The following is a 21,549-nucleotide window of genomic DNA, read 5'->3' on the forward strand; positions in this document are numbered from 1 at the left end:
GCGGGGGACGCCCCGGCCTCACGCACGTTCAGCTGCGCGCAGCCCGCGGGACGGCACGACGAGGGCCGCGTCCCCGATGCACTCGGTGACGCGGCCCCGTTGTGCCGTCCCGCGTTCGTGCCCTGCGCCCCCACCGCGGTGCCCGCGACCACGGTGCCCGCGGCAGCAGCCGGTCCGACCGGGCGTCCGACGTCCGTACAGGCCGGGCCGGTTGGTCAGCGGTAGTTCACGAACTGGATCGGGAAGTCGAAGTCCTTGCCCTTCAACAGCGCGATGATCTCCTGAAGATGGTCGCGGCTCTTCGAGGAGACGCGCAGCTCGTCGCCCTGCACCTGGGCCTTGACGCCCTTCGGCCCCTCGTCGCGGATGACCTTCGCGATCTTCTTCGCGTCGTCCTGCGCGATGCCCTCCTTCAGCGTCGCGGAGATCTTGTACTCCTTGCCCGAGGCCTGCGGTTCGCCCGCGTCCAGCGCCTTGAGCGAGATGCCCCGCTTGATCAGCTTGGACTGGAAGATGTCGAGGACGGCCTTCACCCGCTCCTCGGCGTTGGCCTTCATCTCGATCCGCTCGCCCGACCACGAGATGGAGGCGTCCACGCCCCGGAAGTCGTAACGCTGCGAGATCTCCTTGGCGGCCTGGTTGAGGGCGTTGTCGACCTCCTGCCGCTCGACCTTCGAGACGATGTCGAAACTGGAGTCGGCCATGGTGAGTTGGCTCCTCGTCGATAGATCCGTCAGGGACGCGGCCCGTGTGAACCGCCGGTTCAGCCTAGTCACTGAGCGCCGCTCCCACCCCTGATCAACCGGGTGGCGGACCACCCCCGGTCATCGGGTATGGTTTACACCGTTGCCACGGAGCACCGCCTCGGGCGGGCCGGGCAGCAATTCCCAGGCGGTGTGCCCGAGCGGCCAAAGGGAGCAGACTGTAAATCTGCCGGCTCAGCCTTCCCAGGTTCGAATCCTGGCGCCGCCACATGGATGCGAAACGGCTCCTGACCATGAAAAACGGTCGGGAGCCGTTCGTCTGTCTGCGCCCCCTGACTCTCCGCCGTTCCCGCTGGCTCCCCGTCCGATCGGGCACGCATCGGGCACTCTGCCGGACGCCGGGGGCGGGAGGACGTCCCACGCTGCTTGACGCGGGAATCGGTACGTACGCGGGGGCGTGCCTTGCCGGGGCGGGATGCCCGACGGCCGCCATGAAGAGGCCCCGTCGACTCGATGGCTGCCTTCGGTTGGATCCCGATCGACAGCACACACAGTCGAACCGAACGCGGTTCAGGGACCGAGCCCACAGGCTCGGTCCCTGAATTCGTAGGTGAGGCCGGTCCGGCGATCTAAATCTCGGGTGCTGCTGGTGCGAGCACTCCGGTTCCGATGCCTCCGACGGCGGTGCCGGCGGTGTTGGTGTTCTCTTCGTTGCCGATGCCGCAGATCTGCTGGGTGGCGCTGGCGTCGGCGTCGCCGCCGTCGCTGCCCGCAACGGTGACCGTCCCCGCGAAGTTCAGGTCCAGGTCGGTGTTGCTGGCGTCCTGCTCGCAGTTGACTGCCGGGGGCTCGTGGGCGGTCGCGATGCCGGCACCGAGGATGCTGACGCTGCCGACCATGGCGGCTACTACGGCAGCTTCGCGAAGCTTGCGCATTACTTCTCCACTTCCATGAGGGACTGGGTCGCGATCGCTGAAGACCGCGCAAGGCGTATTCGTAGCAATCCACACAGCGCGTCGTTTCAGCCCCATAACACGCCGCTTCACCTGCTTTCGCTCCGGTTCATGACCCGTTTGCAGAACTTGGACCGTCTGGGGCAACGAGTTGCTCCGGCTTCGTGAGGCCGGCGGCGAAGCGTCATCCGGTGCCTTCCGCCCCGCATCCGCGCGGTACGTGTGCACCCGCTCGCCGGCCCGGCGGACGACATCCTTGCCCGTGACTTACGCCAGACGTCCACCGCATTCCGCGTTGTTGCCGTCCCCCGCCGTGCACCGCCGAGCGTGACCTGCCGGACGGCGCGGCTTTCGACGGCGGTGACTTCGGGCTACGCCGGGCCCATCTCTCCGATGGCAGGGGCAACTTCAGCGGTGCGGTCTTCTCCGGCAGCGAGGTCCGCTTCGGCAAGGGCGAGATCCTCCGGCGGCATCTTCCGGCGGCGAGGTCGCCTTCTACGGCGCCATGTCTGCGTCGGCACCGCCGAGTTCACCGGTTCCTGCGGCATCACAGACGCAGAGTCCTTCTGAACTGTGTGTCCAGATTGGTCCCTTCGGCTGTTCCGGCGGCGCACACCGCCCTCACCGAGTGGCGCGGCGGCCAGCTGGGTTGCCTTCGCCGTCGGCCACGACGTTCAGCTTTCAGCAGGGCACACCGCAGCCGCCTGCGGAATACCGCAGGCGGCCACGGAGCGCCCCGGGCCGGCACGTTCGGCCCGGGGCCGTCGCTCCGCGTTGCTAGGCGGACGTCGGTGATCGTGTGTTCATTCCGGCGCACAGTGCCCAGATGATGAACACGTCGAGCGCCAGCGTGATCACTGCCCAGAGCGGGAAGTAGGGCAGCCACATGAAGCTGGCGATCATGCCCAGGCCGGCGAGTACTATGCCGACCCATCGCGCCCACGTGGCCCCCGTCATGATCACGGCGATGCCGGCGACAGCGATCGCGGCGCCCAGAAGGAGATGGACCCATCCCCAGCCCGTAAGGCTGTAGTCGAACGCGTAGTTGCTCGTCGAGGCGAATACGGCGTCCTCGCGCAGGGCTGCGACACCGGACGAAACAGCGAGCAGTCCGCCGAAGAACATCAGAGCACCGGCCAGCCTCGTCCAGCCGCTGAACATCGTCGTCGGTTTGCCGGTATGGCGCACCGCGGTGCCCGAATGCGCTCCACCACTGGCGGCATGAGTTGCCATGTCGAGACCCTCCTCCTGCAAGGTCTGCCTTCACCTGTTCAGGTGCTTATGCCCTAGTTTGTCATAATGTCGGCAGCCTGCTACCGGAGAGGTCTTCGCAGGTCAGGGCGGCCTTCGAGAGCTCAGCTCAGCGCGTCGTCCTCCGCCACCGATGAGCCGGCCGTCCCGCGCCCCGCACGTCCGCACGACCCCACATCCGCAGGGCGGGTACGCCCGGATGTTTCCCGCCCGGCGACCGCGGCCAGACGCGTACCAGCCGTAACCCGAAGCACGACGCGACCCCGCGAGCCACCTGTCAGCGCCGCCTGTCAGGTGTGTGGCCGCCGGGGCGAGGAGGAGCCGAGTGACCACACACGCGTCCGGTGAGGAGGCGCCAGGCGCTACCCCGGCGCGCACGTTCCTGCCGAGAGCCGCCGACTGCCGTCGCGCGCTGTGCCGTACGCCCGTGTCCATCTGGAACAACGACGTCACCGACTGGGCCGCGGCGCTCACTTACTACGCCGTTCTCGCGATCTTCCCGACCCTGCTCGTCACAGTCTCGGCGACAGGTCTTGCCGGCGCGGACGCGACGCAGCAGCTCATCGCCCGTGTGACCACCGTCCTGCCCGCCGAGTCCGGCGAGCTCATGGCCGGGGCGCTCCAGGACATGGCAGGCCGTCGCACCGCGGCCTGGCTCCTCGCCGTCTTCGGGACGGCCGCAGCACTGTGGTCCGCCTCCAGCTACCTCAGCGTCTTCCGCCGCGCGCTGCACGCCATGCACGGAGTACGGGACCACCGGCCCGTGTGGCGGACCCTGCCGCGCATCGTCCTCACGGCGCTGGCGCTCCTCGCGCTGCTCGTCTCCAGCGTCTTCGTACTGGTGCTCAGCGGTGAGGTCGCCCGTACGGTCGGCGGCCTGCTCGGAATGGACGAGGTGGCCGCCGACGCCTGGAACACCGCGAAATGGCCGTTGCTGCTGTGCCTCGCCGCAGTGCTCGTGCTGGTCCTCTTCCGCACCGGTCCGCCCGGGACGCGCGGCGTGCGCAACAGGGTGCCCGGCGGCGCGCTCGCAGTGACGCTGTGGCTCGTCGCCTCCCTGGGCTTCGCGCTGTACGCGACGCACGTGGGCACTTATCACCGGATGTACGGGTCCCTGGCGGGGATGGTCGTCTTCCTCGTCTGGCTGTGGATGTCGAACCTCGCGCTGCTCGCCGGAGCCCAGTTCAACGCGGAGCTGCTCAAACTGCGTGCGGAGCCGCGGAGTTGACCGCTCCAGTGCTGGAGGCGACCGGACGCGACCGTACGTACTGCACCCCACACCGCCCCGCACGCGGCACCACCCACACCGCCCCGCCTCACCGCACGGGACGCTCCCCCTGCTCAGCCGCCGGCGACCGCCGCGACAGCCTCCTCGACCCGGGTGTCGCCGCTGATCAGCTCCAGCGTCAGCCCGGCCGTTCCGGGCGCGTGCAGAAGTGCGCCCAGCACGGCAGCGACGTCGTCGCGGGGCACCTCGTCCCGCCCGGTCTTCTCGGCGAGCCGCACCCTGCCCGTGCCGGGGCCGTCGGTCAGGCGTCCCGGCCGCAGTACCGTCCAGTCGAGGCCGAGGCGCGCCCGTACGGCATCGTCGGCGGCTCCCTTGGCGCGCAGGTACACGGCGAAGACGGGGTCCATCTCCGGGGGCGGTTCGGCGAGTCCGGCGTCGGCGCCCATCGCGGAGATCATCAAGTAGCGCCGCACGCCTGCACGTTCAGCGGCATCCGCGAGCAGTACCGCCGCAGCGCGGTCCACGGTCTCCTTCCGCCCGGCACCGCTCCCGGGACCCGCGCCGGCTGCGAAGACGACCGCGTCGGCGCCCTCCAGGTGGGAGGCGACCTCCTCCAGTGAGGCCGATTCCAGATCGCACACGACGGGTTCGGCCCCCGCCGCCCGCAGATCCCCGGCGTGACCGGGATTGCGGATGAGCCCCGCGACCTCTTCTCCCCGCCCGGCGAGCAACCGCTCCAGCCGCAGCGCGATCTGACCGTGTCCTCCAGCGATGACTGTGCGCATGCACCCGACCGTACGCCCCCGGAGCCGTGGCCACCTCCGCACGCCCGCGGCGGCGCCCCGAGAGGCACCGCCGTGAGGTGACCCCGCGTCAGCCCTGCGACTGGCGTGGCAGGTCGAACTCGGAGGTCCCCGTGAAGTCGCAGAACTCGCGCACCGCGCTCGTACGCGACACCACGCGCCCCCGGTGCACCACGATCCTGCTGTACGCGAGGGAGAGCGCCCCGGAGACCTCCGTCCCGCGCACAGCCAGCAGCTCAGCGGGGAAGCCCGCCTCCACCCGCACCTCCGGAAGACCCATCATGGCGCGCGCCTGTCCGCAGACCATGTCGTAAGCCGCTTCCGGACGGGCCTCGCCGTGCGACGCGAGCAGGTAAGCGGCTTCCAGCGGGTCGCCCCTGCCCACGGGGTTCGCGGCGTCCCGGAGCGCTCCGCTTCCCGCCGCCACTGGGACACCCGCCGCGGTGAGCAGCCGTACGGGCGCCGTACGGGAGGGGAGCGTGGGCGAGGGACGTTCCATCACACCGCAGCCGCCCTGCGGCAGGCAGACGACGGTGACTCCGGCGGCAGCCAGCCTCTCCGCGGTACGGGCGGCCGACTTCTGCGGCAGCCTGGCCAGCCCGGCGCACGGCCCGATGGCCACCCCCGGCCGCAGCCCGCCGGCCGCTGCGGCCAGCCTCGACAACCGCGCCGGGTCGTCACCGTCCGTGTGCAGATCGACGCCGCAGCCGTGCTCGGCGGCGACCTCCAGTACGGCGTCCACGTAGCCGGCCGGATCGGGGTCGAGGTCGGGGCAGCCGCCGATGACGGTGGCGCCCATCTTCACCGCGTCCCGCAGCATCGAGAGGTTGTCGGCCCCGGCCACGCCCGTCAGCAGTCGCGGCACCGCGACGGTGCTGAGCTCCACGAGGCCGCGCAGCGCCCTTCGGGCCTGGAGAACCGCCTCCAGCGAGCGCAAACCGGCGACATCGCCGATGTGCACGTGCGTCCGCGTGGCGGTTGCGCCCTGGCCGAGCTGGAGCAGCGCGGCCTCGGTCGTACGCTGCTGCACGTCCTCGGGGGCGCTGCGGGGCGGGCCGTCGGAGCCGGCCGGGACGGCGGTCAGCGCGGTGTCGTAGTGCGCGTGCGGATCGGCGGGCGCGGGCAGGAGCAGATAGCCGGAGAGGTCGACGCGGGAGCCGCCGGGCGGCTGCGGGCCCTCGGCGAGGCTGCCTGCCGTGCCGACCGCTTCGATGCGGCCGTCGCCCAGGCGGACGTCGACGGTACGGCCGTCGGCGAGCCGGGCGCTGCAGAGCATCACCGTCCGGGCGGCGGGGCCGTTCTCGGCGCCGCCCTCCCGCGGACTTCCCGCATTGGACCCGGCACCGCGGGACCCCTTCCGCCGCGGGGTCCTCCTCGCGGAGCTGCGGCTGCGGGCCTCGCTGCCCGTGTCCCTACTGCCCGTGTCCTTCTTGCGCGGGTCGTCACGGGGGTCCCGGGCGTCATGGGCGTCGCCGGAGCGGCCGGAACCGCCGGGACTGCTTCCGCCGGAGGCGGCATCGCGGGAGCCGCCCTTCCCGCCGGTGTCACGAGGGTCCTCGCGGGGGCCGTCGCCGTCCCCCGGCTCCTGTGGCTGGCTGTCGGCCATCGCACTCCCCACGTCGGCGGATGATCATGATCACGCAGCGTGAGTCGAGAGTAGGGCTCGGGTCGTGCCCCGGCGAGGAAGAGGCGAATAGTCGTACTGACGTGGTGCGAGGGGATGTTGGCGTCCTCCCGGACCTCCGGACGGCCCCGCCCGCGTAGCCCGAGGACGGCTCCGGAAGGGGCCTGGGCGGGTCCGATACGGATTTCACCTTTGGCTGTCAGGCGTGTAATGTCTTCACCGCTCGCCCCAATAGCTCAGTCGGCAGAGCGTCTCCATGGTAAGGAGAAGGTCAACGGTTCGATTCCGTTTTGGGGCTCTGATGTGTGAGATCTCCCGTCGGGAAGATGGGGGTTCGCACATCGTGGCGGTGTAGCTCAGTCGGTAGAGCAAGCGGCTCATAATCGCTGTGTCACCGGTTCAAGTCCGGTCACCGCTACTTCACCGAATGTAGCCGATTGTGGGTTCGGTCCTTCGATCGGCTACTCTTCCTGCGTTCTGGCCTATCTGTCCGTCAAGGAGCACTCACGTGGCTGCCACCGACGTCCGCCCGAAGATCACGCTGGCCTGCGTGGAGTGCAAGGAGCGGAACTACATCACCAAGAAGAACCGGCGCAACAACCCGGACCGTCTTGAGATGAAGAAGCACTGCCCTCGCTGCAACGCCCACACGGCGCACCGCGAGACGCGCTGAACCAGGCCCTTCGACGAGGCCGTCCCCGGCTCAGGGGGCGGCCTCGCGTCGTTCCCCGTGCCCGCCCGGCCCGGCTCACGGTTCACCAAACGCCTTCAGGAGGTGCCGCGCTCATGGCGCTCGATCAGTCGTTCGTCGGACGGAGCTATCCGCCCACCCGTCCCTACGAGGTGGGCCGCGAGAAGATCCGCGAGTTCGCCGAGGCCGTCGGCGACACCAACCCGGCATACACGGACCCGGAGGCCGCCGCAGCGCTGGGCCACCCCGATGTGATCGCCCCGCCGACCTTCGTGTTCGCCATCACCTTCAAGGCGGCCCGGCAGGTCACCGAGGACCCGCAGCTGGGCCTCGACTACGACCGGGTCGTGCACGGCGACCAGAAATTCGTGCACGTACGCCCCGTGCGCCCGGGGGACCGGCTCACGGTGTCGACCACCATCCAGGCGATCAAGTCGATGGCGGGCAACGACATCCTCGACGTGCGAGGGGACGTGCACGACGACGCGGGCGAGCTCGTCGTCACCGCCTACACCAAGCTGGTGGCCCGCGGCCCCGAGGCGGAAGAGCCCGCGACGGAGACAAAGGGAGCGTGACCTGATGTCAGCGAAGATCGCGTATGCCGACGTCGAGGTCGGCACCGAACTGCCCGCGCGCACCTTCCCCGTCGACCGGGAGCGCCTCGTCCGCTATGCGGGAGCCTCGGGAGACTTCAACCCCATTCACTGGAACGAGCGGTTCGCCAAGGAGGTCGGACTGCCGGACGTCATCGCGCACGGCATGTTCACCATGGCCGAGGCGATCCGAGTGGTGACGGACTGGACAGGCGACCCGGCCGCAGTCGTGGAGTACGGCGTGCGCTTCACCAGGCCCGTCGTCGTACCGGACGACGACAAGGGGGCGGAGATCGAGGTGCACGGGAAGGTCGCCGCCAAGCTCGACGACGAGCAGCGCACAGTGCGGGTGGATCTGACGGTGAGCAGCGCCGGGCAGAAGGTGCTGGGCATGTCCCGCGCGGTGGTACGGCTGGCGTGACGGGCTCGGCGTGCCCCCGGGCTCGCGCGGGTGTGACGTACGGCCAAGCCCGCGCCCCCTTACGGGCTCTCGTACGCTTGAGCGCGTGCAGGAACTCCACGACGCCCCCCTCGCCCCGCTGACCACCTTCCGTCTCGGCGGCCCTGCCGCCCGCCTCCGTACGGCGACCACCGACGACGAGGTGATCGCGGCTGTCCGCGAAGCCGACGCCGAAGGCACCCCGCTGCTGATCGTGGCCGGCGGCAGCAACCTCGTCATCGCCGACGAGGGCTTCCCGGGCACAGCTCTGCGCATCGCGACCACCGGTTTCGCGCTTTCGGGCACGCGCCTGGAACTCGCCGCCGGAGAGAACTGGTCGGACGCTGTCGCCCGCACCGTCGAGGCCGGCCTCGCAGGTGTCGAGTGCCTGGCGGGCATCCCGGGTTCGGCGGGCGCGACGCCCATCCAGAACGTGGGTGCGTACGGACAGGAGGTGTCCGCGACCATCACCGAGGTCGTCGCCCTCGACCGCCGCACCGGTGAGACCGTCACCCTCTCCAACGAGGAGTGCGGATTCTCCTACCGGCACAGCCGCTTCAAGGCGGACCCGTCCCGCTACGTCGTGCTCCGCGTCCGCTTCGAACTGGAGGACGCCGACGGCCTCTCGGCACCGCTCAAGTACGCCGAGACCGCCCGAGTGCTCGGCGTCGAGCCCGGTGACCGGGTTTCCGCGCAGACCGCCCGCGAGACGGTGCTCAAGCTCCGCGCGGGCAAGGGCATGGTGCTCGACCCCGAGGACCACGACACGTGGTCCGCGGGCTCCTTCTTCACCAACCCGGTATTGGACGAGGCGGAGTTCACCGCCTTCACCGCCCGCGTCGCCGAACGTCTGGGCGACGATGTCGCGGCCCCCGCCTTCCCCGCGGACGACGGACGCACCAAGACCTCCGCCGCATGGCTCATCGACCGCGCCGGCTTCGAGAAGGGGTACGGCAAGGGCCGCGCCCGCATCTCCACGAAGCACACGCTCGCGCTCACCAACCGCGGGGACGCCTCCACAGCCGACCTGCTGGCGCTCGCCCGGGAGGTACGGGACGGCGTCCGTGAGGCCTTCGGTGTGACTCTGGTCAACGAACCGGTCACCGTCGGCTGCGAGTTGTGAGGCGGGGGAGCCGGCTCACAACCCTCAGCACACGGGCCGGCTCCGGCGCACCCGCCCTCTTCGCGCCGGGGCGCCGCCCAATGCTCAAATGCGCCCCCGCCCCGGTGGCGCCGATGTCGCCCGTCGCCCGTCGTCTTCGTACGTGTCCGGTTCGTACGTGTCCGGAGTCCGCCGTCAGGAGGCGACGCCCACCGTCTGCCGTATGAGCCGCCTGCCGGTGCTGCCCGTCGCGCCGAACACGGTGAAGTGCAGCTCCGCAACACCCGGTTCCCCTCCCGTCGCGGGAGTCACTCCGAGGCCAGCCACTTGTCGATCTCGCCCAGCACGTCCTCGCGCACCTGCGCGGGCATCGCCGCCGCGCGCACCGACTGCCGTGCCAGCTCGGCCAGTTCGGAGTCCGTGAAGCCGTGTGCATCCCGGGCGATGCCGTACTGCGCCGCCAGACGCGACCCGAACAGCAGCGGGTCGTCGGCGCCCAGCGCCATCGGTACGCCCGCGTCCCAGAGTTTCCGCAGCGGTACGTCCTCGGGCTTGTCGTAGACCCCGAGTGCCACGTTCGAGGCGGGACACACCTCGCATGTGACGTTCCGGCCGGCCAGCCGCGCCATCAACTCCGGGTCCTCCGCGGCCCGTACGCCGTGCCCGAGGCGTGCGGCGTGCAGGTCGTCGAGGCAGTCGCGGACACTGCTCGGGCCGGAGAGTTCGCCGCCGTGCGGCGCGGCGAGCAGTCCGCCGTCCCGCGCGATGGCGAAGGCGCGGTCGAAGTCCCGGGCGAAGCCGCGGCGTTCGTCGTTGGAGAGGCCGAATCCGACGATGCCGCGGTCCCGGTAGCGCACGGCGAGCCTGGCGAGCGTACGGGCGTCGAGCGGGTGCTTCATCCGGTTCGCCGCGACCACGAGCCGCATGCCCAGCCCGGTCTCGCGGGCGGCCGAGTCCACCGCGTCGAGGATCGTCTCCAGCGCCGGGATCAGACCGCCCAGCCTGGGCGCGTACGACGTCGGGTCCACCTGGATCTCCAGCCAGCGTGACCCGTCCCGCACGTCCTCCTCCGCGGCTTCGCGCACGAGCCGGTGGATGTCCTCGGGCGAGCGCAGACACGAACGTGCGATGTCGTAGAGCCGCTGGAAGCGGAACCAGCCGCGTTCGTCGGTCGCCCGTAGGCTCGGCGGCTCACCGCCGCTGAGCGCCGCCGGCAGATGGACGCCGTACTTGTCGGCGAGCTCCAGCAGCGTCGTGGAACGCATCGATCCGGTGAAGTGCAGGTGCAGATGAGCCTTGGGAAGAGCGTGCAGATCTCGGACAGCCATCCACAGATTTTGCCGTACGCGCACGCCACCCGGAAGCCGCCCATCCCTGAACGAGCGCTTGCCCGAACACGAGGACGGTCCCCCGGCCATCACCGGGGGACCGTCCTCGTGTGTGCGGGCGTTGTACGTGTGACCTCGGTCGCACTGCCTCCGCTGCTCGTCAGCCCGCCCGTCGGCTCGGCTCCCGCGTCAGTCGCGGGCCTCGCCGAGCAGCTTCTGCATGCGGGAGACGCCCTCGGCCAGGTCCTCGTCGCCCAGCGCGTAGGAGAGCCGGAGGTAGCCCGGTGTGCCGAAGGCCTCACCCGGTACGACGGCGACCTCCGCCTCCTCCAGGATGATCTCCGCGAGCTCCACGGTGGTCGCAGGCCGTTTACCGCGGATCTCCTTGCCCAGCAGGCCCTTCACGGAGGGGTAGACGTAGAAGGCCCCCTCCGGCTCGGGGCAGACGAGGCCGTCGATCTCGTTCAGCATCCGCACGATCGTCCGGCGACGGCGGTCGAAGGCGGAGCGCATCGCGGACACCGCTTCCATGTCGCCCGAGATCGCGGCGACGGCGGCCACCTGCGCGACATTGCTCACGTTGGAGGTGGCGTGCGACTGCAGGTTCGTCGCGGCCTTGATCACGTCCTTCGGCCCGACGATCCAGCCCACGCGCCAGCCGGTCATGGCGTACGTCTTGGCCACGCCGTTGACGACGACGCACTTGTCGCGCAGGGCGGGGACGACGGCAGGCAGCGACGTGAACTCCGCGTCGCCGTAGACGAGATGCTCGTAGATCTCGTCGGTCATCACCCACAGCCCGTGCTCGACGGCCCACTGCCCGACGGCCTCGACCGCGGCCCGCGGGTAGACCGCCCCGGTCGGGTTGGACGGGGAGACGAAGACCACCATCTTCGTGCGCTCCGTGCGAGCGGCCTCCAACTGCTCCACCGTGACCTGGTAGTTGGAGGTCTCGTCTGCCACGACGGGCACCGGGACGCCGCCCGCGAGCCGGATCGACTCCGGGTACGTCGTCCAGTAAGGAGCCGGCACGATGACCTCGTCGCCCGGGTCGAGGAGAGCCGCGAAGGACTCGTAGATGGCCTGCTTGCCGCCATTGGTGACCAGCACCTGAGCCGGTTCGATCTCGTAACCGGAGTCGCGGAGCGTCTTCTCGGCGATCGCGGCCTTCAACTCGGGCAGCCCGCCGGCGGGCGTGTACCGGTGGTTCCTCGTGTCACGGCAGGCTTCGGCCGCGGCGTCCACGATGTAGCCGGGCGTCGGGAAGTCGGGTTCGCCCGCGCCGAAGCCGATCACCGGACGCCCGGAGGCCTTGAGGGCCTTCGCCTTGGCGTCGACGGCGAGCGTCGCGGATTCGGAGATCGACCCGATGCGGGCCGAGACGCGTCGTTCGGTAGGGGACTGTGCAGGTGGCGTTGCAGCGCTCATAGGGGCATGTTCCCAGACGTCCCCGGCGCCGGGCACCGGGGACGGCGCTGTGTGTGCAGCATTACGTGTTCGACGCCCAGCCGTGGAGCACGTACACTCCTACGTCGTTGGCCCCGACCTCCTCTCGGCTCGCGCACACACCGAGCAGTCGTTCCGATGCGGTAAGTTGGGGAATTGCAAAGGGTCGTAGCTCAATTGGAAGAGCACTGGTCTCCAAAACCAGCGGTTGGGGGTTCGAGTCCCTCCGGCCCTGCTCCACACACCGTCAAAAGGGCGTGTGTGCGCGTACGTACTGAATTGCACCGCCGTGCGGCCGGGCCGGACGCCGCATGGCAACGACCCGGATCAGGTGAGGACGAGTGACGGAGATCACGGACACCACCGAGGTCCCTGAGCCCGGAGGGTCGTCGGAAGGCGACAGGCCCCGTCGCGGGGGCAAGCGTGGGAAGAAGGGCCCCTTGGGCCGCCTCGCTGTGTTCTATCGGCAGATCGTCGCCGAACTCCGCAAGGTCGTCTGGCCCACCAGGCAGCAGCTGTCGACGTACACCTCCGTGGTGATCGTCTTCGTGGTCATCGTCATCGGTTTCGTGAGCGTGATTGACTACGGGTTCACCGAGGCCATCAAGTACGTTTTCGGCTGAGCCCGCCACGCCCCGCTGCGCGGCGCTTTCCGTACGTTGGAATCCATGAAGCCAGGAAGAAGCAGCCACCGTGTCTGATCCGAACCTGAACGATGCCGTCGAGCCTGCAGAGGGCGACGACACCGCGCGCGACATCGTCGAGGCGGCGGACGACAGCGTGGACCAGGCGGACGCCGGAGCAGCCGAGGTGAGCGCGGAAGAGGCCGCCGTCGACGTCGAGTCGGACAAGGCCGAGGAGACCGACGAGGCCGGCGGGACCGAAGAGGACACCGCGGCCGAGGGCGGATCGGCCGACGAGTCCGCCGAGGCGGCGGCAGCTGAGGGAGAGGCCGAGGAGCCCGAGGTCGTCGACCCCGTCGCCGAGCTCCGTGACGAACTGCGCCACCTCCCCGGCGAGTGGTACGTGATCCACACCTACGCGGGCTACGAGAACCGCGTGAAGACCAACCTCGAGCAGCGTGCCGTCTCCCTCAACGTCGAGGACTACATCTTCCAGGCCGAGGTGCCGCAGGAAGAGGTCGTCCAGATCAAGAACGGCGACCGCCGCACCGTCCGGCAGAACAAGCTTCCGGGCTACGTCCTCGTTCGGATGGACCTGACGAACGAGTCCTGGGGCGTCGTCCGCAACACCCCGGGTGTCACCGGCTTCGTCGGCAACGCCTACGACCCGTACCCCCTGACCCTCGACGAGATCGTCAAGATGCTCGCCCCCGAGGCCGAGGAGAAGGCCGCCAAGGCCGCCGCGGCCGACGAGGAGGGCAAGCCGGCGGGCGGTCCCGGGCGGAAGGTCGAGGTCCAGGTGCTGGACTTCGAGGTGGGCGACTCCGTCACGGTCACCGACGGCCCGTTCGCGACGCTGCAGGCGACGATCAACGAGATCAACGCGGACTCGAAGAAGGTCAAGGGCCTCGTCGAGATCTTCGGCCGCGAGACGCCGGTCGAGCTCAGCTTCGACCAGATCCAGAAGAACTGAGCCTTCCCACCCGCTTCCGGCAGCTCACAAGGACGGCCTCCGGGCCGTCTGAGCTGCCGGTTTCAGTGCGCACCACGGTACGGGCTATCGTGGTGCGGTATGCCTCCATGCGGATGACGGATGGAGGCGAATCACCTCTCACTAAGGACCCGGAGAGAGCATGCCTCCCAAGAAGAAGAAGGTCGCGGGGCTGATCAAGCTCCAGATCCAGGCCGGCGCCGCCAACCCGGCCCCGCCGGTCGGTCCGGCGCTGGGTCAGCACGGCGTCAACATCATGGAGTTCTGCAAGGCCTACAACGCGGCGACCGAGTCGCAGCGCGGCTGGGTCATCCCCGTGGAGATCACGGTCTACGAGGACCGCTCCTTCACCTTCATCACCAAGACGCCGCCGGCGTCGAAGATGATCCTGAAGGCCGCGGGCGTGGACAAGGGCTCCGGTACCCCGCACACCACCAAGGTCGCCAAGATCACCCGTGACCAGGTGCGCGAGATCGCCACCACGAAGATGCCCGACCTGAACGCCAACGACCTGGACCAGGCCGAGAAGATCATCGCCGGTACCGCTCGTTCCATGGGCGTCACGGTCGAGGGCTGACCGGCCCCAGACCTGTGGGAGGGCCCGCGCAGGCCCGGACCACGACTCCGTACCCGTCGTGAGGCGAGCGCCGCACGACGCCACTGTCAGGAGCAGAAGTGAAGCGCAGCAAGTACTTCCGCGAAGCGGACGCGAAGATCGACCGGGAGCGTCTCTACGCCCCGCTCGAGGCCGTCCGTCTCGCCAAGGAGACCTCCACGAAGAAGTTCGACGCGACTGTCGAGGTCGCCATGCGTCTGGGCGTCGACCCGCGCAAGGCCGACCAGATGGTCCGCGGCACCGTGAACCTGCCGCACGGCACCGGCAAGACCGCCCGGGTCCTGGTCTTCGCGACCGGTGACCGTGCAGCCGCCGCGGAGGCCGCGGGCGCCGACATCGTCGGCGCCGACGAGCTGATCGACGAGGTCGCCGGAGGCCGTCTGGACTTCGACGCCGTCGTCGCCACCCCGGACCTGATGGGCAAGGTCGGCCGCCTCGGCCGCGTGCTCGGTCCGCGTGGTCTGATGCCGAACCCGAAGACCGGCACGGTCACGCCGGACGTCGCCAAGGCAGTCAACGACATCAAGGGCGGCAAGATCGAGTTCCGGGTGGACAAGCACTCGAACCTCCACTTCATCATCGGCAAGGCCTCCTTCGACGAGACCCAGCTCGTCGAGAACTACGCCGCCGCCCTCGATGAGGTTCAGCGGCTGAAGCCGTCGGCCGCCAAGGGCCGGTACGTCAAGAAGGCCTCCATCACCACGACGATGGGCCCCGGCATCCCGGTCGACCCCAACCGCACCCGCAACCTCCTCACCGAGGAGGACCCGGCCGCCGTCTGAGCGCCGCTCGGACCGGACGGTCGCGCGATCTGACCACTGGGCCCTGTTCTCCGCGGAGAACAGGGCCCAGTGGCGTTGTGCGTCCCGACTACGCGCGGGATAGGCTCCTGCGCTGACAGTACAAGTTCAAAACCAGGGGGATCTCATGCGTCAGGCTCGAATCGCCGCTGCTGCGGCCTCAGTTGCTCTGCTGGCGGGGCTCACGGCCTGCGGCGGAGGCTCCGACAGCGCCGGAGGCGGAGGGTCGGACAAGGACAACCTCTCACCCGCCCAGGCGGTGCTCGCGGAGCTGAAGCAGGCTTCGAAGAACACGGACGAGCAGGATTCGGCCAAGGTCGAGTCGGAGCAGACCCAGAGCACGCCGCAGGGCGAGATGAGCACCAAGTCCGAGGGCGCACTCGACTGGTCCGGCGGCGGCACCACCGCCGAGATGACCGTCACGCAGCAGGGCTCGGCCGCCCAGAAGCTGCCGACGAGCGGCAAGCCCATGCCGGCCCGGTACACGGAGGACGCCATGTACCTCAACATGGGCGACGAGTTCGCGTCCACGGCGGGCAAGGGCAAGCACTGGCTGCAGTACGACTACGACAAGCTCGCCGAGCAGGCAGGGCCGTCGGGCGCACTCATCAAGGACCAGATGCAGAACAACAACCCCGCTCGCTCCGTGGAGCTGCTGCTGGCCAGCGGCAAGGTGAAGAAGATCGGCACGGAAACGGTCAAGGGCAAGAAGACCGACCACTACCGCGGCACGCTCAAGGTCTCCGAGCTGGCGCGGATGCAGTCCAAGAAGCTCACCGAGAAGGAGCTGGACCAGCTCGCCGACCAGCTGAAGCAGCAGGGCTTCAAGACCGAGACGGTCGACCTGTGGATCGACGGTGACGACCTGCTCGTGAAGAAGCAGGAGACGGCCAAGGGCGCGAACGGCGACCTGGACTCGACGGCTTACTACACCGACTACGGCACCGAGGTCACCGTCGAGGCTCCGGCGGCCTCGGACACCATGTCCTTCGAGGACGTGCTGGGCTCGGGGAGCTGACCCGGACCGGGGGAGCCCGGCAGACGGACGCCGTACGCGGGCGGCCCGGCAGCGGATTTGGAGCTGGCGGGCCGGTCGCGTAATCTCATACGAAGCCAAAGACCGCTGGTCGTCATCTTGCTCAACCAGGAGCACGGTGACCGAAGGATCCGCTAGCTGCGGGCGACCCGCGTAGGTGAATGAGGAAGCTCCCGTGGCACGCACGTCGTCACGGTCGAGCCACGCCCCATGCGCCTGCGCAGGGGCGTTTCGTCGTTCCAGCCCCTTCCGAGCGGTCCTCATCACCCGGAAGGAGGCCGAGGCTCATGGCGAGGGACCAGGTCGCTCCCGACAAGATCGCCGCCGTTGAGGAGATCACGAACAAGTTCCGTGACTCCAACGCCGCAGTGGTCACCGCGTACACGGGGCTTTCGGTGGCTCAGCTCAAGGAGCTGCGCCGCTCGCTCGGTGAGAACGCCCAGTACCGCGTGGTGAAGAACACGCTGACCAAGATCGCGGCGAACGAGGCCGGGATCAACGAGCTCGACGAGTTCTTCCAGGGCTCGTCGGCCGTCGCCTTCGTCACCGGGGACCCGGTCGCGGCGGCGAAGGGTCTCCGTGACTTCGCCAAGGACAACCCCGCCCTGGTCATCAAGGGCGGCATCGTCGACGGCGCGCAGTACAGCGCCGACGACCTGAAGAAGCTCGCGGAACTCGAATCCCGCGAGGTGCTGCTCGCCAAGCTGGCCGGGGGCATGAAGGCGTCCATGGCGAAGGCCGCGGCGACCTTCGAGGCCCCGCTGACGAAGTTCGCCCGCACCGCGGACGCGCTGCGCAGCAAGGTCGAGCAGGGCGGTGCCGAGTAATTCGGCTCCCGTCGAGGCCGGGTAAGCAACCGCGCTCGGCCGCAGCGGGCCGAAAGCCCGCCGATACATACACACGGCACCAGCCGAACTAGTGGAAGGACCGCCATCATGGCGAAGCTCAGCCAGGACGAGCTGCTCGAGCAGTTCAGCGAGATGACCCTCCTCGAGCTCTCCGAGTTCGTGAAGAAGTTCGAGGAGAAGTTCGACGTCGAGGCCGCCGCGCCGGCCGCCGTCGCCGTTGCCGCCCCGGGCCAGGGCGGTGGCGAGGCCGCCGCCGCCGAGGAGCAGGACGAGTTCGACGTCATCCTCACCGGTGCCGGCGACAAGAAGATCCAGGTCATCAAGGTCGTGCGTGAGCTGACCTCGCTGGGTCTGAAGGAGGCCAAGGAGCTCGTGGACGGCACCCCGAAGCCGGTCCTCGAGAAGGTCGCCAAGGACGCTGCCGACAAGGCCAAGGAGTCCCTCGAGGGCGCCGGCGCCTCCGTCGAGGTCAAGTGACCTGCCGAGTCGTATGACTCTCCAGCCAGGGGCGATCACCCAGCCGGGTGGTCGCCCTTCGGCGTCCCAGGAAGGCTCGCCGGCCTCCCGGAACGGGCGGGTATGGTGATCTCCGCGCCCGTGGGGCCCTTGACGAACCGCACTCGGCGCGCGATTCTCTGGGACGCGTCATACATCGATCCGTGTTCCGAGGCATGGATCGAAGGCGAAGCGGGAAGTGTTGCGGCAAGCACGTTCCGCCCCGACGATCCGAGGCCGTCGGGACGGGCAGCGGCAGAGATGAACAACAAGGGGGGACCCCCTCCCGGAGGAGAGATTGCCACCGGCTGGAGGCGGAGACCGGGAAGCTATCCGGTCCCCGGAAATCTGCTCTGGACATCAGTGGGCCTTGTGGCTACACTGACCCTTTGCGCTGCCTGTTAGCTGCTCCCTGCCCGTCACCAGGGGCCACCGGTATGCGCGTAGAGAGTCCGAGCCCTCGGAAGGACCCCCTCTTGGCCGCCTCGCGCACTGCCTCGACTGCCAATTCGAACAACGGCGCCAGCACCGCACCGCTGCGTATCTCTTTTGCAAAGATCAAGGAGCCCCTCGAGGTTCCCAATCTCCTCGCGCTCCAGACCGAGAGTTTTGACTGGCTGCTCGGTAACGAAGCCTGGAAGTCCCGGGTCGAGGCGGCGCTGGAGAGCGGAAACGACGTCCCGACCAAGTCCGGTCTGGAGGAGATTTTCGAGGAGATCTCCCCGATCGAGGACTTCTCCGGATCGATGTCGCTGACCTTCCGCGACCACCGCTTCGAGCCGCCGAAGAACTCGATCGACGAGTGCAAGGAGCGTGACTTCACCTACGCCGCTCCGCTCTTCGTCACCGCCGAGTTCACCAACAACGAGACCGGCGAGATCAAGTCCCAGACGGTCTTCATGGGCGACTTCCCGCTCATGACCGGCAAGGGCACCTTCGTGATCAACGGCACCGAGCGTGTCGTCGTCACGCAGCTCGTCCGCTCGCCGGGTGCCTACTTCGACAGCTCCATCGACAAGACGTCCGACAAGGACATCTACTCCGCCAAGATCATTCCGTCCCGGGGTGCCTGGCTGGAGATGGAGGTCGACAAGCGCGACATGGTCGGCGTGCGCATCGACCGCAAGCGCAAGCAGTCCGTGACCGTGCTGCTCAAGGCTCTCGGCTGGACGAACGAGCAGATCCTCGAGGAGTTCGGCCAGTACGAGTCGATGCGCGCCACCCTGGAGAAGGACCACACCCAGGGGCAGGACGACGCGCTGCTCGACATCTACCGCAAGCTGCGCCCGGGCGAGCCCCCGACGCGTGAGGCCGCGCAGACGCTGCTGGAGAACCTCTACTTCAACCCGAAGCGTTACGACCTGGCCAAGGTCGGCCGGTACAAGATCAACAAGAAGCTCGGCGGCCACGAGTCGCTGGACTCCGGCGTGCTCACCACCGCCGACGTCATCGCCACGATCAAGTACCTGGTCAAGCTGCACGCGGGTGAGACCGAGTCGACTTCGGCCGAGGGCGACCACATCGTCATCGAGACCGACGACATCGACCACTTCGGCAACCGCCGTCTGCGCAACGTCGGCGAGCTCATCCAGAACCAGGTCCGTACCGGCCTCGCCCGTATGGAGCGCGTCGTCCGTGAGCGGATGACCACCCAGGACGTCGAGGCGATCACGCCGCAGACACTGATCAACATCCGGCCGGTCGTCGCCTCCATCAAGGAGTTCTTCGGCACCAGCCAGCTGTCGCAGTTCATGGACCAGACGAACCCGATCTCCGGGCTCACCCACAAGCGCCGTCTCAATGCGCTCGGTCCGGGTGGTCTGAGCCGTGAGCGGGCCGGCTTCGAGGTCCGTGACGTGCACCCGTCGCACTACGGCCGGATGTGCCCGATCGAGACGCCCGAAGGACCGAACATCGGTCTGATGGGTTCGCTCGCCTCGTACGGCCGGGTCAACGCGTTCGGTTTCGTCGAGACCCCGTACCGGAAGGTCGTCGACGGCGTCGTCACCGACGAGGTGCACTACCTGACGGCCGACGAGGAAGACCGCTACGTCATCGCCCAGGCGAACGCGCCGCTCACGGAGGAGATGCGGTTCGCCGAGGACCGTGTGCTGATCCGCCGCCGCGGCGGCGAGGTCGACCTGATCCCGGGTGACGACGTGGACTACATGGACGTCTCGCCGCGCCAGATGGTGTCGGTCGCGACCGCCATGATTCCCTTCCTGGAGCACGACGACGCCAACCGCGCGCTCATGGGTTCGAACATGATGCGCCAGGCCGTGCCGCTCATCAAGACCGAGTCTCCGCTGGTCGGCACCGGCATGGAGTACCGCTGCGCGGTCGACGCCGGTGACGTCATCAAGGCCGACAAGGACGGTGTCGTCCAGGAGGTCTCCGCCGACTACGTCACCGTGACCAACGACGACGGCACGTACACCACGTACCGCGTCGCCAAGTTCACCCGCTCCAACCAGGGCACCTCCTTCAACCAGAAGGTGCTCGTGGACGAGGGTTCTCGCGTCGTCGAGGGGCAGGTGCTGGCCGACGGCCCGTCCACCGACGAGGGCGAGCTGGCTCTCGGCAAGAACCTGCTGGTCGCGTTCATGCCCTGGGAGGGCTACAACTACGAGGACGCGATCATCCTCAGCCAGCGTCTGGTGCAGGACGACGTCCTCTCCTCGATCCACATCGAGGAGCACGAGGTCGACGCCCGCGACACCAAGCTGGGCCCCGAGGAGATCACCCGGGACATCCCGAACGTCTCCGAAGAGGTCCTGGCCGACCTGGACGAGCGCGGCATCATCCGCATCGGCGCCGAGGTCGAGGCCGGCGACATCCTGGTCGGCAAGGTCACCCCGAAGGGTGAGACCGAGCTGACCCCGGAGGAGCGGCTGCTCCGCGCGATCTTCGGTGAGAAGGCCCGCGAGGTCCGCGACACCTCTCTGAAGGTGCCGCACGGCGAGACCGGCAAGGTCATCGGCGTCCGCGTCTTCGACCGTGAAGAGGGCGACGAGCTTCCCCCCGGCGTGAACCAGCTGGTGCGCGTCTACGTGGCGCAGAAGCGCAAGATCACCGACGGTGACAAGCTCGCCGGCCGTCACGGCAACAAGGGCGTCATCTCCAAGATCCTCCCGGTCGAGGACATGCCGTTCCTGGAGGACGGCACCCCGGTCGACGTCATCCTCAACCCGCTCGGTGTCCCGTCCCGGATGAACCCCGGACAGGTGCTGGAGATCCACCTGGGCTGGCTCGCCTCCCAGGGCTGGAACGTCGCGGGCATCGACGAGGAATGGGCGCGGCGTCTGCAGCAGATCGGCGCGGACGACGTCGAGCCGGGTACGAACGTCGCCACGCCTGTCTTCGACGGTGCGCGTGAGGACGAGATCACCGGCCTGTTCCAGGCCACGGTCCCGAACCGGGACGGCGACCGGATGGTGCTGCCCTCCGGCAAGGCCCACCTGTTCGACGGCCGTTCCGGCGAGCCCTTCCCGGACCCGATCTCGGTCGGCTACATGTACATCCTCAAGCTGCACCACTTGGTCGACGACAAGCTGCACGCCCGCTCGACCGGCCCGTACAGCATGATCACCCAGCAGCCGCTGGGTGGTAAGGCCCAGTTCGGTGGCCAGCGCTTCGGTGAGATGGAGGTGTGGGCCCTGGAGGCGTACGGCGCCGCGTACGCGCTGCAGGAGCTGCTCACCATCAAGTCCGACGACGTCACCGGCCGGGTGAAGGTCTACGAAGCCATCGTCAAGGGCGAGAACATCCCCGAGCCGGGCATTCCTGAGTCGTTCAAGGTGCTCATCAAGGAGATGCAGTCGCTCTGCCTCAACGTGGAGGTGCTGTCCTCGGACGGCATGTCCATCGAGATGCGTGACACCGACGAAGACGTCTTCCGCGCGGCGGAGGAGCTCGGTATCGACCTGTCCCGGCGTGAGCCGAGCAGCGTCGAAGAGGTCTGACGGGCTTGGCCGGGAC

20 protein-coding genes and 4 tRNA genes are annotated in these 21,549 nt (G+C 68.8%); 17 read left to right on the forward strand and 7 right to left on the reverse strand.

What is annotated here, in order from left to right; translation table 11 throughout:
• Nucleotides 1-215 precede the first annotated feature (215 nt).
• Nucleotides 216-704 carry a YajQ family cyclic di-GMP-binding protein gene (locus tag ACFPA8_RS00275; RefSeq protein ID WP_386440444.1) on the reverse strand — a complete coding sequence of 163 codons (489 nt, stop codon included), beginning with the start codon at nt 702-704 and terminating at the stop codon, nt 216-218.
• Between the two features lie 186 nt (nt 705-890).
• On the opposite strand from ACFPA8_RS00275, the gene ACFPA8_RS00280 reads away from it, so the two are divergent.
• Nucleotides 891-972: transfer RNA gene (locus tag ACFPA8_RS00280), tRNA-Tyr, on the forward strand.
• Nucleotides 973-1,333: 361 nt separating this feature from the next.
• Here the strand turns inward: ACFPA8_RS00280 and ACFPA8_RS00285 are convergent.
• Complete coding sequence (locus tag ACFPA8_RS00285) at nt 1,334-1,639, reverse strand: hypothetical protein (RefSeq protein WP_386440447.1); 306 nt, start codon at nt 1,637-1,639, stop codon at nt 1,334-1,336.
• A 795-nt stretch (nt 1,640-2,434) separates the two neighbouring features.
• Nucleotides 2,435-2,890 (reverse strand): DUF7144 family membrane protein, encoded by a 456-nt coding sequence (locus tag ACFPA8_RS00290; RefSeq protein WP_386440450.1) that lies wholly within the window; start codon nt 2,888-2,890, stop codon nt 2,435-2,437.
• Between the two features lie 343 nt (nt 2,891-3,233).
• On the opposite strand from ACFPA8_RS00290, the gene ACFPA8_RS00295 reads away from it, so the two are divergent.
• On the forward strand, nt 3,234-4,136 hold the full coding sequence (locus tag ACFPA8_RS00295; protein ID WP_386440453.1) for a YihY/virulence factor BrkB family protein: 903 nt from the start codon (nt 3,234-3,236) through the stop codon (nt 4,134-4,136).
• 113 nt (nt 4,137-4,249) lie between these two features.
• Here ACFPA8_RS00295 and ACFPA8_RS00300 read toward each other — a convergent pair whose 3' ends face one another.
• A complete protein-coding gene (locus ACFPA8_RS00300) occupies nt 4,250-4,921 on the reverse strand; it encodes an NAD(P)H-binding protein (protein ID WP_386440456.1) in 672 nt (223 codons plus the stop codon).
• Between the two features lie 88 nt (nt 4,922-5,009).
• Entirely contained in the window at nt 5,010-6,545 is a 1,536-nt protein-coding gene (locus ACFPA8_RS00305) for an amidohydrolase family protein (RefSeq protein WP_386440459.1), read from the reverse strand.
• Nucleotides 6,546-6,788: 243 nt separating this feature from the next.
• Here ACFPA8_RS00305 and ACFPA8_RS00310 point away from each other — a divergent pair.
• The 6 genes from ACFPA8_RS00310 to ACFPA8_RS00335 all read left to right on the forward strand — a co-directional run bounded on the left by ACFPA8_RS00310 (nt 6,789) and on the right by ACFPA8_RS00335 (nt 9,409).
• Nucleotides 6,789-6,861, forward strand: a tRNA-Thr gene (locus tag ACFPA8_RS00310).
• Between the two features lie 47 nt (nt 6,862-6,908).
• Nucleotides 6,909-6,981 (forward strand) — tRNA-Met (locus ACFPA8_RS00315).
• A 90-nt stretch (nt 6,982-7,071) separates the two neighbouring features.
• Complete coding sequence (rpmG, locus tag ACFPA8_RS00320; protein WP_003948671.1) at nt 7,072-7,236, forward strand: 50S ribosomal protein L33; 165 nt, start codon at nt 7,072-7,074, stop codon at nt 7,234-7,236.
• A 113-nt stretch (nt 7,237-7,349) separates the two neighbouring features.
• A complete protein-coding gene (locus ACFPA8_RS00325) occupies nt 7,350-7,829 on the forward strand; it encodes an FAS1-like dehydratase domain-containing protein (RefSeq protein ID WP_386440464.1) in 480 nt (159 codons plus the stop codon).
• Nucleotides 7,830-7,833: 4 nt separating this feature from the next.
• Entirely contained in the window at nt 7,834-8,268 is a 435-nt protein-coding gene (locus ACFPA8_RS00330) for a MaoC family dehydratase (RefSeq protein ID WP_386440467.1), read from the forward strand.
• An 85-nt stretch (nt 8,269-8,353) separates the two neighbouring features.
• The gene (locus ACFPA8_RS00335; RefSeq protein ID WP_386440470.1) at nt 8,354-9,409 is read left to right on the forward strand and encodes a UDP-N-acetylmuramate dehydrogenase; all 1,056 of its coding nucleotides are present in this window, start codon (nt 8,354-8,356) and stop codon (nt 9,407-9,409) included.
• 287 nt (nt 9,410-9,696) lie between these two features.
• Here the strand turns inward: ACFPA8_RS00335 and ACFPA8_RS00340 are convergent, their stop codons facing one another.
• Together ACFPA8_RS00340 and ACFPA8_RS00345 are read right to left on the reverse strand one after the other, a co-directional pair.
• The gene (locus ACFPA8_RS00340; protein WP_386440473.1) at nt 9,697-10,716 is read right to left on the reverse strand and encodes an adenosine deaminase; all 1,020 of its coding nucleotides are present in this window, start codon (nt 10,714-10,716) and stop codon (nt 9,697-9,699) included.
• 189 nt (nt 10,717-10,905) lie between these two features.
• Nucleotides 10,906-12,144 (reverse strand): pyridoxal phosphate-dependent aminotransferase, encoded by a 1,239-nt coding sequence (locus ACFPA8_RS00345; RefSeq protein ID WP_386440476.1) that lies wholly within the window; start codon nt 12,142-12,144, stop codon nt 10,906-10,908.
• Between the two features lie 180 nt (nt 12,145-12,324).
• On the opposite strand from ACFPA8_RS00345, the gene ACFPA8_RS00350 reads away from it, so the two are divergent.
• The 9 genes from ACFPA8_RS00350 (at nt 12,325) to rpoB (ending at nt 21,533) form a co-directional block, all read left to right on the forward strand.
• Nucleotides 12,325-12,397 (forward strand) — tRNA-Trp (locus ACFPA8_RS00350).
• 106 nt (nt 12,398-12,503) lie between these two features.
• Entirely contained in the window at nt 12,504-12,785 is a 282-nt protein-coding gene (gene secE, locus ACFPA8_RS00355; RefSeq protein ID WP_386440479.1) for a preprotein translocase subunit SecE, read from the forward strand.
• 70 nt (nt 12,786-12,855) lie between these two features.
• Entirely contained in the window at nt 12,856-13,758 is a 903-nt protein-coding gene (gene nusG / locus ACFPA8_RS00360; protein WP_386440482.1) for a transcription termination/antitermination protein NusG, read from the forward strand.
• A gap of 160 nt (nt 13,759-13,918) precedes the next feature.
• Nucleotides 13,919-14,353, forward strand: coding sequence for a 50S ribosomal protein L11 (rplK, locus tag ACFPA8_RS00365; RefSeq protein WP_028433846.1), 435 nt, complete (start codon nt 13,919-13,921; stop codon nt 14,351-14,353).
• Between the two features lie 98 nt (nt 14,354-14,451).
• Nucleotides 14,452-15,174, forward strand: a complete 723-nt coding sequence (gene rplA, locus ACFPA8_RS00370) for a 50S ribosomal protein L1 (RefSeq protein WP_386440485.1) — start codon at nt 14,452-14,454, stop codon at nt 15,172-15,174.
• 145 nt (nt 15,175-15,319) lie between these two features.
• A complete protein-coding gene (locus ACFPA8_RS00375; protein ID WP_386440488.1) occupies nt 15,320-16,210 on the forward strand; it encodes an SCO4651 family lipoprotein in 891 nt (296 codons plus the stop codon).
• Between the two features lie 305 nt (nt 16,211-16,515).
• Nucleotides 16,516-17,055, forward strand: coding sequence for a 50S ribosomal protein L10 (rplJ, locus tag ACFPA8_RS00380; protein WP_386440491.1), 540 nt, complete (start codon nt 16,516-16,518; stop codon nt 17,053-17,055).
• Nucleotides 17,056-17,163: 108 nt separating this feature from the next.
• Entirely contained in the window at nt 17,164-17,553 is a 390-nt protein-coding gene (gene rplL, locus ACFPA8_RS00385; protein ID WP_189039212.1) for a 50S ribosomal protein L7/L12, read from the forward strand.
• Nucleotides 17,554-18,047: 494 nt separating this feature from the next.
• Entirely contained in the window at nt 18,048-21,533 is a 3,486-nt protein-coding gene (gene rpoB / locus ACFPA8_RS00390) for a DNA-directed RNA polymerase subunit beta (protein WP_386440494.1), read from the forward strand.
• The last annotated feature ends 16 nt before the right edge of the window (nt 21,534-21,549 follow it).

Source organism: Streptomyces ovatisporus (genome assembly GCF_042653885.1).
GTDB lineage: Bacteria > Actinomycetota > Actinomycetes > Streptomycetales > Streptomycetaceae > Streptomyces > Streptomyces ovatisporus.